At 44.8% G+C, this 12,236-nt stretch carries 10 protein-coding genes; all 10 read right to left on the bottom strand.

Features of this window, described 5'->3' with window-relative positions:
• Positions 1 to 73: 73 nt before the first annotated feature.
• The gene (locus tag ACLGGO_RS33310) at positions 74 to 706 is read right to left on the bottom strand and encodes a class I SAM-dependent methyltransferase (RefSeq protein WP_446422531.1); all 633 of its coding nucleotides are present in this window, start codon (positions 704 to 706) and stop codon (positions 74 to 76) included.
• Positions 707 to 708: 2 nt separating this feature from the next.
• Positions 709 to 1,821: a glycosyltransferase family 4 protein gene (locus ACLGGO_RS33305; protein WP_446422530.1), complete on the bottom strand. Its 1,113-nt coding sequence runs from the start codon at positions 1,819 to 1,821 to the stop codon at positions 709 to 711.
• A gap of 56 nt (positions 1,822 to 1,877) precedes the next feature.
• Positions 1,878 to 2,705: a class I SAM-dependent methyltransferase gene (locus tag ACLGGO_RS33300; protein WP_446422529.1), complete on the bottom strand. Its 828-nt coding sequence runs from the start codon at positions 2,703 to 2,705 to the stop codon at positions 1,878 to 1,880.
• A complete protein-coding gene (locus tag ACLGGO_RS33295; RefSeq protein ID WP_446422528.1) occupies positions 2,702 to 4,063 on the bottom strand; it encodes a lipopolysaccharide biosynthesis protein in 1,362 nt (453 codons plus the stop codon). The genes ACLGGO_RS33300 and ACLGGO_RS33295 overlap by 4 nt, the downstream gene beginning before the upstream one ends.
• Positions 4,064 to 4,126: 63 nt before the next feature.
• A complete protein-coding gene (locus ACLGGO_RS33290; protein ID WP_446337418.1) occupies positions 4,127 to 5,209 on the bottom strand; it encodes a pentapeptide repeat-containing protein in 1,083 nt (360 codons plus the stop codon).
• Positions 5,199 to 5,963 (bottom strand): hypothetical protein, encoded by a 765-nt coding sequence (locus ACLGGO_RS33285; protein WP_446422527.1) that lies wholly within the window; start codon positions 5,961 to 5,963, stop codon positions 5,199 to 5,201. The genes ACLGGO_RS33290 and ACLGGO_RS33285 overlap by 11 nt, the downstream gene beginning before the upstream one ends.
• A 337-nt stretch (positions 5,964 to 6,300) precedes the next feature.
• Positions 6,301 to 8,091, bottom strand: a complete 1,791-nt coding sequence (gene ggt, locus ACLGGO_RS33280) for a gamma-glutamyltransferase (RefSeq protein ID WP_446422526.1) — start codon at positions 8,089 to 8,091, stop codon at positions 6,301 to 6,303.
• 144 nt (positions 8,092 to 8,235) lie between these two features.
• Positions 8,236 to 9,066 carry a hypothetical protein gene (locus ACLGGO_RS33275; RefSeq protein ID WP_446422525.1) on the bottom strand — a complete coding sequence of 277 codons (831 nt, stop codon included), beginning with the start codon at positions 9,064 to 9,066 and terminating at the stop codon, positions 8,236 to 8,238.
• A gap of 217 nt (positions 9,067 to 9,283) precedes the next feature.
• Positions 9,284 to 10,051: a hypothetical protein gene (locus tag ACLGGO_RS33270; protein WP_446422524.1), complete on the bottom strand. Its 768-nt coding sequence runs from the start codon at positions 10,049 to 10,051 to the stop codon at positions 9,284 to 9,286.
• Between the two features lie 37 nt (positions 10,052 to 10,088).
• On the bottom strand, positions 10,089 to 12,236 hold a 2,148-nt coding region (locus ACLGGO_RS33265), incomplete at its 5' end, for an eCIS core domain-containing protein (protein WP_446422523.1).

Below are 12,236 nucleotides of genomic sequence, written 5' to 3'. Positions count from 1 at the left end.
TCTTGGGTAAGACTCTGGCTCCACCCCTAATAATCAAGGCAACCTTTTCACTCACAAGGGTGAACCTGAATCCTTACCTGCAACCTCCACCAACATGCAGAAACTTGAGCAGTTGTTTAAGTGATTGTTTCGGTTGAGGTATGTGTTCTAATACCTGACTTAAAATCATCAAATCAAAGAAATTATCAGGTATACTTTCAATATCCTGTATTACTTTTAATCCTTGTTTCTCTGCATATTTCATGCGTTCTATAGAAGTCTCTGCCACATAAACATCGCAACCTAATGCTCTTGCACAAAGCGCCCATGTTCCCCACCCAGAACCAAAATCTAGGATTTTGGGTTGATCATTGGTTACATTGACAGCTTCTAGTTGCCTGACAATTCTTTGAATGATAGACATTCGTTCTTTTATGGATTTTTTCTCTTGTTTTATCCTACTTTCTTCAGGATCAATCCACTTGTTATACAGCTCATATAAATTTTCTGGCTTCAATACATATTTATGCCAATAAAAATCGCAATTATCGCACCAATTAATTTGTAGTATTGTTTCTTTTAAAACTTCAGAATCAACTCTTCCTTTGTAATAATTATGAATAAACTCTTTGACCTCTTTTGAATCATAAGGACTACGATAAAAAATATTGTTTTTTTCTTGTTCACAAAGGGGACAATTAATGTACTGCTCAAAATCATTTATCATTGTTAATAGCTTCCGGTGTCTTTATAGATATAACTATAAGGTTTAAGAACTTTTTCCCAAGATTTACTTTTAGCAAAATTCCGAGAAAATTGTGACATAAAATTCCAGTTAACTTCAGAACTTAGTAATTTTAGCATTGCCTCATATAATGACTGAATATTCCCTTGCTCGACTAAAAAACCACTGTAACCATCTCGAATTGCATCTTCATTACCACAATCTAGTGAACCGATAGCTGGAACTCCAAAGGCGTTAGCTTCTAAGTGAACGAGACCAAAGCCTTCAAAATTATCGCCTATGTTTATAGATGGCATAACTAGACCCCGTACACGATTGTAATAGGAGTTCAATTCTTCATGTGATAGTTTTCCTAACCAGATAATATTATCTTCAATTTCATTCTTCGACACATTTAGTTTTACCTGTTGAACATAGTGCTCATCTGAAATAGGACCGACAATGAAAAGTTTGGCATCTGGAAACTTCTGCACAACTTTTGCCATTGGCTTAACAGCCTGTAGTGTTCCTTTTCTCGGCTTTACATGTCCAACCATTAGAAAAGCATTTTCACGAAATTGACTCGAAGGTGGTTGATAATTTTGCTCATTGACGCTAACGCCGAGTGTTATTACCCTGATTTTGTCTGCAATCTCTGGCACTGTATTAGTCAATCGTATCGCTGTATATCGGCTAATAGCCAAAATGAAAGTAGCAGAAAGGTATGCCTGCCGATAAAAATTGCCCCATCTCTTTTTGAGCAAAGCAACTGAATAGGTTCCCACCGCATTGATAATTAAGGATTTTCCATTTGTAGCTAATAGATAAGCTAACGGAATAAAGGGTTCAGCTAGACAATGAATAATGGCACAGTGTTTGACCAGCTTTCTAGCTGTAAAAAAGTCTATAGCTAAATTTATTGGTTTCAAAATTCCATCCGCAAAAGACGATAGAAAGGGATGAATTTGGACATTTTCTAGATGAATCAATTTAGCTGATGACATGATTAAGACGACAGGCTCAACTCCATGCTGAGGCATCCGCTTAATAATCTCATAAGAATAACGTCCCCAACCGTTATCCTGAGATAAATTAGTCGTGATAAAAGCCACTTTCATTACGCTTTTTCAGCCTGGGATGAGTAAAAGAATAGTACCATAGTGCTACCATAGTGCTAATTGCTTACTGGCTTCCGGCATACTGCCATACTGCCGTAACCCAAGTTACACAATAAGGGGTGATCGCGGTATTGATCCAGACTCCCTTGTATTCCTTGTAGGTGGGGGATATATTGGGCTAAATAGGGAGCAATCAAAGGTCCGGCTTCAAAGGTTTCAATTTGGAAACCTGCACGTTTAATCTGTTGACGCATTACCCAGGGAAATCGCCAAATATGAGGCAGTTCCTTGTTCCCCGCATAGCCTTGATCGGGACCTTCTTGACCGCTGACCCATGCGATTGCAGTTTTGAATAGACCTACAGGTAAAGCAAATGGTGTGCGTCGTCCTATTTTCCAATAATTATCACCTCCTAGTAATACCCAACAGGCTGGATTCAAACAAGTTGGCATGGCAATTAATGCTAAATTTCGACTTACTCGGTACAGCTCGCGCAATCCCTGATCCAAATTGGGTAGATGTTCCAGAACATGGGAACTAAGTACCACATCAAAGCTATTATCTGGAAACGGTAGATGCTCAGCGTCAGCTCGTAGAAATTCTACATTCACATTCCACATTTTTGCCAGACGACCAGCCGCCTCAATATTCGGATAGGAGATATCAATTCCCACAACGTCTACACCCTGATGCGCCGCTAGACAACTCAGCACCCCTTCTCCACATCCCGCATCCAGCACTCGTTGTCCAGGTTGCAGATAGGGTAAAAACTGAGCGTGAATCTGGCGGTGAGCATAGCGGCGCAGCCAATAGGGAGAATTGAATCGCTTATCTGTAATCTGATCATGATAAGTTTCGTAAAATTGCTTGACTTGGGTACTCATTTGGATTCCTCAGAATATCCATTAGTCGTTTTCCAAGTGTGAAGAAAATAGACAGTTGCCAACAGGTGACCGCCCAAACCCCCGACAATCAGCGAGACCCATGCTAAGCCGAGATATCCCCAGGTGGGGATGGCTACCGCAAAACCCAATAATGTCAGCGTCACAACCACCGCCGAATTACTAACCCAAAACCTCATTTCTCCCATCGCTAAAAACAGGGGTCTGAGCCAAAAAAAGGCTAACCATATCGCCGAGCTAATGAAGAAAAGTTGGGTTACTGAAACGGCTGGTAAGTAGGCCGGCCCTAGAATTGATGGTAAGACCAATGGAATTAAGGAGGTACTAGCAATTACAGTAACGGCTAGTGGGATGCCCACTCGTAGAGCCAAACGCTGTACTCTCTGGAGCAGAGCCTGTCTGTCACCTAAACTCCAAAGTCTGGCTAATTCAGGATAGGTTACGGATTGCAAAGGTTTTACCAAATAGTTCACCAGGTTAGATAGACTCTTGGCTAATTTGTAGTATCCAACTTCTGTGGGATTGCGAAAATACCCCAAAAGTAAGACATCGAGTTGTTTGGGAATCATGCCTAATAAGGCATTCAGTTCATTGTAGAAGAGAAAGCTAAAAATTTCTCGACGCCTTCCTTTGAGGTTTTGCCATTTTCCTTGCAGCGGGAGAGCTCCCCAATGGCGGTAGATTAGCCCCCAGCCGATGATCCCGTACAACAGTCCGGTTACTCCTGTGGCGATCGCACTTCCCCAAATAACCCCCGCTACCTGCCAATTTGCCAAAACCAGACCTAACACCAAGGTGACTCGTAGAATTTTGATCAGACTGTCAATCCCCGCCAGCAGGGGAAATTTTCCCAAAGTCGTGATCACGGCTTGGGACGTCCCAACCAAGGCTTGGGGGATGAATGCGGCAGCATAAACGACAATAAGTCCTGTTGATTCAGCTTGATGAGCCACCGCTTGTGCTGCCCAACTCGCTGTCACTAACACCACCAAAAACGCTAACGTCGCGATCGCTAAATCGATGATATATCCCAGTTTGCACATTGCCAGTGCCGATTCGCGATCGCCTGCGCCCTGAAACTCACTGAGGTATTTAACTGATGCCTCAGCTGAACGGGCATCAAAAAAAGTGTAAACCAAACCGGGATAGCTCATTACCAATGCAGCAATGCCGTAGAGTTCTGGTCCGAGCCAACGAGCGACTAAGATACCCTGAAGAAAACTTAGAGGCGCTCCTAGTAAGTTGGCAATAGTCAGTACGCCAACATCACGAACGAATTTTCGCCCTATGACTTTCGCCCATAAGGCTTTAAAGAGCATCCATAATCCTTGTTTACTCATTCCCCAGAATTATAAAAGATGACCGGGGAAAAGGGTAAGGATGAAAGAAATTATCTTATCCAGTTACCGAGACGCCAACGCCTCCACGCGATCGCTCATCACCTCTGCCAAGATTGCTCCGCGCCGTTTCAACACCTGTTTCATATCACCAGACAATCCCAGATTGCCAGCAAATTCAGCATTTTCCACATTTGCCCCTCTCAAATCCGCCTGATTCAAGTTGGCTCGACTCAGATTCGCACCGCCAAGTTCAGCGATGCTCAGATTGGCGCGAATTAAGTTAGCATTGCCTAAGTTGGCTAAATACAGGTTAGCCAAACTCAGATCAGCCAGACTCAAATCAGCCCCTTGTAAATCAGCACCAGTGAGGTTAGTCCGAATCAAGTCCGCCCCCCGCAAGTTGGCGCGAATCAGGTGAGCATGGCTAGCATTGGCACGAATCAGAGTAGCCTGACTCAAATCACTGAGGCTGAAATCAGTATTCCGTAGCTGAGTATTCCGCAATTTGGCACGATTTAGTTTTGTTCGACTCAGATCCGATTCACTCAGATTCGCACCGTCGAGATCCGCACCTTGCAAGTTAGCCTCTCCCAAATAGGCACGAATAATTGAAGCCTCTTTAAGGTTCGCCTCTCTAAGGTCAGTATTCCCCAGATTTGCTCCTCTAAGTTTAGCTTCACTCAGGTTAGCGGCGTAGAGGTGAGCCTGGTAGAGATGAGCGCCTCTGAAATCAACCCTTTTCAAATTGGCATAGTTCAGGGTTGTCCCGGCTAAATTGGCATCGGTGAGGTTAGCCCCCTCTAAGTTTGCCTGAGTCAGATCCGCATTCGACAGCACGGCGCCGCGTAGGTTAGCCTTTCTCAAATCCGCCCCGCACAGATTTGCTTGAATCAGATCCGCCCCACGCAAATCCGCCCCGCACAGCTTCGCCTTAATTAGGTTAGCGCCGTGCAAATCAGTACCTCGTAAATTGGCTCTCACCAAGTTAGCACCCCGAAGATGGGTATCTCTGAGATTAGACTCGGCGAAATCTTGTGCCAAATTCAGACCCACCATCGCCGCTAGCTGAGCTAAATTGTCAGTTTCCGCCGCAACAACTTTCTGAATCAGGACTTGGAGTTGGCTAAAAAAACGTTCATCCATCATAGTGCAACTCGACTCGACTGAGATAGGGCTTAAACTTACGCTCCAGCAACTGCTGAATAATCAGCCTGTCCAGCACTGCCCGTTTATTGCGACTAAGATCCGGACTCCACAATCCCTCAACATTGGTCAAACAAATATCTCGTCGAGACACTTCAAATGTGGCGTCCAGGTGACAGGGAAGGGCAGAGACTCTCAATGTGGCTAGTTTGACTTGGTTAAGCCAGCCGTTTAAGATAGGTTGTCCCCGTTCTTCTTCAAAAATCCAGGCTGGGTTTTCTTCCGTTACCTTTGTGGTAACATGACAGATGGAATGATGATTAGGTTTCCCATTTTGTAACTCTTGTCCTGTTGTTCCATTCCCCTGAGGGTCAAGGGTTGGCACATCTAACTCCCCAGAGACGCGATCGCAAATAAGACTATTACCTTGGGAATCCGTCTCAACCGTTGGCACAACCAATTCCATAGAACCCATAATCCGAGACTCATAAGGAATCTCACCACCCTCTACCCTCAGCCGTAATGCTCCTCCTTTGAGTCCAAACTGAACACGTCCTTGCGGTAGAGACTCCCACTGCTGGCTAAACTTAAGGGTTAAGTACAGGTCAATTTTTGGAGTGTGGAACGGTTGCAAAAACTCCAGATAGTCAGGATGTTCTATCGGTTGCACCGGAATGGCGGTCAACGTCATGTACAGGCAATCCGCACAGTTATTTTCCGTTTCTGACTGGGATAGAGGAGAAATTGAGGAAGGCATTGCCGAACACCAACTGAGTAGGGGCTTACTTATAAAGGTACATGACCCGACACTCAGTTTTTTGCCCACGTAACATTAGGTAACTAAATCAACGATTCTACTGTGATAGTCTCTGCTGGGCTTGCGTTACTTTTCTTTAGTGACATACTCCCGACGCTCATGCTGAAGCATAGAGCGCGGGCTTCTCAGTGACTCCTGGTATCCCATAGGACGTTACCTTCTTTTAAAAAATATTAAAAGAATTTGGGCTATATAGATATAAAACGATAAAATTATATTTCAGGCAATGTACCAAATACATCCCTATTGGCAGACTAGAGTTGAACAAAAACTTCAATTAATATCCCAAGGTTAAAGCACCAGGACGTCGGGGATCAGATGCACCTTTTAAGGTTTGATCAACCAACATAATACTTTGGGTACTTCCCATGGTATTGGTGAGAGTAATTTGATGTCCTTTTTCCTCTAACAGACGAATGGTGTCCCCATTTAATCCTGGTTCAATCATCAACTCATCAGGAAACCATTGATGATGCACACGAACCGCATTAGTTGCTGCGGCAATATTCATGTCATGATCGATAACATTTAAAATAATCTGCAAAACCGTTGTGATAATTCGACTACCACCCGGACTCCCCGTCACCAGAAAAGGTTTTCCTTCTTTTAATACAATCGTTGGCGTCATAGAACTGAGCATCCGTTTTTCCGGTTCAATGGCGTTAAATTCTCCGCCAATCAAACCAAAAGCATTGGGGACTCCTGGCTTGGCTGAGAAGTCATCCATTTCGTTGTTGAGCATAATCCCTGTCCCAGGAACCGTTATTTTACTGCCATAACTGAAGTTTAAGGTGTAAGTATTCGCCACAGCATTTCCCTGATTATCCATAACTGAATAATGAGTAGTATTGTTGCTTTCAATAAATGGATTAGGATTTCCGGGGGCAATTGTTTGACTGGGTGTTGCTTGATTTAGATTGATTTTGCGGCGTAGCTGATTGGCATAGGGTTTAGAGATTAACCCAGAAATGGGGACAGAAACAAAATCAGTATCCCCTAAATATTTAGACCGATCTGCATAAGCTAGTTTCATGCTCTCGGTGATTAAATGAATGGTTTGGGCGGTATTCTGTCCCAGTTCACCTAGCGGAAATGCTTCTAAGATATTCAGTAATTGTATCAGATGAATTCCCCCAGAACTGGGCGGTGGCATGGAGTAAATTTCATAGCCACGATAGGTACCCCGAATCGGTTCTCGGATAACGGGTTGATAATCCGCTAAATCCGCCTTAGAAATCAAGCCCCCATTGGCTTCCATGTCTGCCACAATCGCATCTGCGATCGCGCCGTGGTAAAATGCCTTTGATCCTTCCCTGGCAATGAGTCTCAAGCTTTGAGCTAAATCCGTTTGTACCAGCGTTTCGCCAATCTCATAAGGCTCTCCTCCTGGTTTATAAAAGATGGTCATACTTGCAGGATAGGCTTGCATCCGTTCTTTCACCGCAACTAGGGTGTGATGCAAGTATTCGGAAACAGAGAACCCATTTTCAGCTAATTCAATCGCAGGTTGTAACGCCCGTGCTAAAGAAATTGTCCCGTATTTTTCCAGTGCCATTGTTAACCCAGCAACGGTTCCGGGAACACCAACGGCTAAATGACTATGTTGAGATTTTTCGGGATCAACGTCACCCGTTTCATCCAGAAACATAGTACGGGTTGCGGCTTGGGGAGCTTTTTCTCGATAATCAATCGCAATAGTTTTATTTTCATCAGCTAAATGGACGAGCATAAATCCACCGCCGCCAATATTTCCAGCTTCGGGTAATGTAACCGCCATCGTAAATCCAATGGTGACAGCAGCATCAATGGCATTTCCGCCCTCTTTTAATACCGCTAAGCCGGCTTGTGTGGCATAGCTTTCTTGAGAGGAAACCATGCCATTTTCTGCGATAACCGGATGAAAGATATCCCTGGGGCTATAAATGGGGATATCTTGAGCGACAACTTGGGTACAAATCAGACTTACTGTAGCCAGGAGAATTAGGATTTGTTTTTTATAGTGAGAAAAACGATAAATTCGGATGGTGGGTATTTTGATAATTTGATGAAAACGTTTTAAAATTGGCATAGAATACGGTAGTTTGTTCACCCTTGCGGACTGGATGATCATATCAAATCTGATCACCTCCCTTGAGCAGTGGTTCCAGACGTAGCAGGCTACGTCTGGAACCGGGGGGATGGCATCAGGGAAGCGCGATTCGCAACCGAACGACTATTCCATGCGATCGCGAATCAATTTGGGGGTTTGCAGCTTTGTCCCCAGACTCGTACCAGCCGGATTAGGGTTGACAGGAGAAGTTGGCTTAAGCGGTACAACAATTCTCTCGCGGTACAGATTGGCTCGTTTTTGGATTAGTTCCTTTTCGTCGGGATGTTCGTAAACTACAGCACCTTTACTTTGCTCTGCCAAAATTTTGCCGGCAAAATAGTTTGCCATAAACTGATCTTGTTTAAACGTTGCTCCCGCTTGTGGGATATCGTTTTTCGCCGGATAATGTTCGGTTAATTCCTTCGGGCATTCTTGCAACCACTGCTCAACCCCTTGAGCATAAGCCCTTGCGACTTGCTCTTGACTAATTTGCCAGGTATCATCCTTGCGCCGTAGGCTAAATTTACCATAGTAACCCACGGCTTGTACTTCTTTGGTGTCCTTTGCGATCGCGGATACAATGTCACCCTGGTTCAGAGGCGTTCCACCGGGATGGTTATGGGTGACAATCTGATCGCGATCGGATTCTTTCCCTTTTAATTTTTTCGGTTTCTTTTTCGGTTTTTTGGGTGGAAACACTGGAATATTTGCCGCGTTATACCCAAAACGTTCCGCCTGTTTCAGTTGCGTCTGGATATCTGTGCTTTCCTGAGATGAAGTGGATGCCTTTTTGGGAGAACCAAAGGGGCGTGTTTCCAAGAGATTAGTTACAGGTAACTTAGCAAGTCTTGCTTGGATACCGTTACCGAAGGAGCGCGTCTGTAACGAACTTGGTGCTGGGATTAACTCGTCTTCCCCAGATCTTTTTTTGCGGATGCGTCGCCGGATACCCATAGCCCCCCTCCAAATTTAACGGGAGATATACTTAACATACATCTAAGTAGGTGGACACAATTAACGTAAACGGTGGAGATCGTCATTTGTCATTCGTCATTCGTCCTTTGTAAAGGTTTGAGGTCTATTTACAAAACTTAATACAGTGCAATTTTCTTTTGTCCGACTACTTATCTAGCACTATTTTTTTTTACCCTTGATTTTTTAGTATATGCGGTTATTCAAACAGAATGCGTGTTTCTTTGAGGTATGGACTGTTGGTCAGGGCATCGCGTCCCACAAAAGTAAGCTCGTTCCCACTCACATTAAGATGTTGGAGATTAGCCAAACTGGAAGTAGTTGCAAGGTGACGAGCACCCACATCTGTCATTCCTGTACGGCGAATTGAAAGGCCACGCAGGTGTTGCGCGTATCGACTCTCAACAATAAGCTGTATACCTGCGTCACCAATAGGATTCCCAGCAATATCGAGCCAAGTTGGTCCACTCAAGCGAGATTCAGAGCCGAACAACGCTTGTACACCCTTAAACGACAAATTATTGTAGCTAACGTCAAGCCTATTAACGCCTTTTAACTTTTCCGCCTCAGCTATTAAAGCAGCACCTGAATCCCCAATCTGATTATCATAAAGATTCAGTACTTGTAGTGAGCGAATGGGACTTTCTAAGAGAGCTGCTACTCCCTTTGATGTAAGCCGATTGCTTGGCAGTTCCACTTCAGCAATCTCGGCATGAAAAAGCCCTTGATTAACTTTGTTTTCCAATTCAGTGTCAGTTAACTGTTGGTTTTCTATACGAACCGAGGGTGCTTGCGGCGGCGGTGTCGAAGATGTCATACCCTTTTCTTCAGATTGCTTAAAGAACCAAGTGCATAGAGAGTTAAAGGCTATCTTCCTCTGCAAGACTGCCTTCGCAAGATATATCTGCTGTTGTTTTAGGGGAATCAATTGCATCTCAGCTAATGCGGTAGCAGATACGATCTCCATTGTCCCCCATTGCATGAGTAGGCAAATGAGGAATATTTTAGTGAGTGTGACCATGTTCATTACCTTCAGTGTGGTCCGGCGCTATACCCTCTCCAGGAGGTTCGTGGGAACTCCCTAAATCCGAGATGTCGTGCAAAACATTCTGGATACGTGCTTGTAGTGTTTCCAGTGTTTGTTCTGGTGTCATATCTTGGAAATTGTGGTCAAAGCTAACTTCCGGATCAAACCTTCCCTCCAGCATTGACGGCAACTCCTGCACAATACCTTCACGCATATAAGGACGCACCTGGTTCCCACGATCACTAAGGCGAGCCGCATCTTCTGCTGAAGCCGAGATATTAGTACCCCCTCGCTGACTCTGTGCTCCAGGTTGCAGCAACACTTGAGGTCCATCAGTAGGTCGCCAGACACCACGGATAGCAAAACAATCATCAGGGATATCATCACGTCCTGCTAGCGGGAAAATACCTGACTGGAAACCAGGGGTGCTGGAGTCAACATCACTTGCATGATCCCGCAAGGCTTGCAAGTCTTGTTGAGCCTGTTGCTTTTGTTCAGGAGTTGACGCTGGATCATTAATAATGTCTTGGAAGTTTTGCTGACAGTCACCCCAACGACTCTGTAGGTCTGTTGGTGTACTTGCATTCCCACTCTGATCGGCGGAATTTTCCGCGTATTCATCTGGATTACCGATCATGTGGTGCCACTCATGAGCCAAGGTGTGTTGAGCGCCTGTCGGTTGTCCCACATCAGGACCTAAAGTTTTATAACCAGCATCAGCATCTTCCATGTAGAACACGCCTGTATTGGTGCCTACGTGAGCGCGATTATTTTCTCCAGGTGCTTCCTTAAATACGTCAAGTTGAAAATGTGGATTAGCCGGATCAAGCGTCACCTGCGCTTCCATATTCGCTGTAATTTCTGACCACTTAGGACTCTCGTTCGTTAGCAAATAATCTGCTGGTTGACTACAGCGGAATGGTGCTGTACCACTTGCACCCGTTGACCACACGTCATTGAGCTGTTTCTGGAACTGATCCATAAAGTGAGTTCTCTCATCATCAGTCCAATCTGGTATATCTGGATTACCATCTCCATCATTATCCTGCATCGCTTGAGATGTACGTTGGAAATTGCAGTTGACACGAGTTTCGACAACCACCTTTGCTTCAGGGACTCCAGGTAGCAGAGATAAGGCAACATCCTGCTGGGATTGGTTGGGATGCACTGGATCTTGAGTAACGGAAGCAGCTGTTCCAAAGTTTTCTAACCAAGATCGCTCAACTTCACGATACTCCTCAACTTTTGCTTCTAATTCCTCTTGCAGACTTGATTGACGTTCAGCCTTCCAACCATCAAATTCTTCACGAAGTCCATCCACTTGGGCGCGGGTATCACAATTGCGAATACGTTGGACATAGGTCATAGCTTCAGCGCCTACACCAATACCGACGCCATACAGACCCATAGACATGAAGAAACTGTGTTTGGGATTCGCTTCGTTTTGATTTGCCACCTCAGTTACTGAATTAACAATCCAACTTGGGTCAGTCAGATGGGTTAACAAATCTTGTTTTGGACCGAGTAAGTCGATCCAGTTGCTTACACCCTCAACAAAATTACCCACTGCCTCAGATGCATCATCTAGTAAATCCGGTTGTATAGTGTTCCCAACGAGTTTAGCCTGAATAGCTTGCTGTTCTTTTTTTCTTTTTTCTTCGATTTCGCAAGCCGAACACTTAGGTTGAAGCTCTGCTGTTGATGTGTCAGAAAGTTTGCTTTGAACTCCACCGCTCTGTTGCAGAACATGGGTAAATTCATGAGCCATCAACTCTTGCCCATCCTTACTCCCAGGATTATATTCTCCCTGACGGAAGAAAACATCTTGCCCTGTTGTAAACGCACGAGCCCCCACCGAGCGATTTAGCTGGTCAGCTTTGGAATCGGTGTGTATTTTGACCCCACTGAAGTCAGCCCCAAACGCCTGTTCCATCGGTTGCCGAACTTCATCTGCAATGGGTTGTCCGCTACCTCTGGCGCTTGCGATAGACTGTTCTAGTTCTGGAGTCGCCGCCATTCCACCCCCACTTGACTGGCGCTGCACTAAGGGCTTCATCTTCAGTTCCTCTTTTTCCTCTTCTTCCTGGCGCTGAATGGAGTCAGCCAGAGGTTTCATCTTCAGTTC

Origin of the sequence: Coleofasciculus sp. (genome assembly GCF_046565525.1) — a bacterium.
GTDB lineage: Bacteria > Cyanobacteriota > Cyanobacteriia > Cyanobacteriales > Coleofasciculaceae > Coleofasciculus.
Note: the sequence above shows the minus strand (reverse complement) of the source record. Positions and strands in the feature narration are given on the sequence as shown.

Bases quoted from the DNA above. Each gene is read 5' to 3' on its own strand.
- ACLGGO_RS33310 (WP_446422531.1), bottom strand. From the start codon at position 706: ATGATAAATGATTTTGAGCAGTACATTAATTGTCCCCTTTGTGAACAA.
- ACLGGO_RS33295 (WP_446422528.1), bottom strand. From the start codon at position 4,063: ATGAGTAAACAAGGATTATGGATGCTCTTTAAAGCCTTATGGGCGAAA.
- ggt (WP_446422526.1), bottom strand. From the start codon at position 8,091: ATGCCAATTTTAAAACGTTTTCATCAAATTATCAAAATACCCACCATC.
- ACLGGO_RS33285 (WP_446422527.1), bottom strand. From the start codon at position 5,963: ATGCCTTCCTCAATTTCTCCTCTATCCCAGTCAGAAACGGAAAATAAC.
- ACLGGO_RS33290 (WP_446337418.1), bottom strand. From the start codon at position 5,209: ATGATGGATGAACGTTTTTTTAGCCAACTCCAAGTCCTGATTCAGAAA.
- ACLGGO_RS33275 (WP_446422525.1), bottom strand. From the start codon at position 9,066: ATGGGTATCCGGCGACGCATCCGCAAAAAAAGATCTGGGGAAGACGAG.
- ACLGGO_RS33305 (WP_446422530.1), bottom strand. From the start codon at position 1,821: ATGAAAGTGGCTTTTATCACGACTAATTTATCTCAGGATAACGGTTGG.
- ACLGGO_RS33270 (WP_446422524.1), bottom strand. From the start codon at position 10,051: ATGGAGATCGTATCTGCTACCGCATTAGCTGAGATGCAATTGATTCCC.
- ACLGGO_RS33300 (WP_446422529.1), bottom strand. From the start codon at position 2,705: ATGAGTACCCAAGTCAAGCAATTTTACGAAACTTATCATGATCAGATT.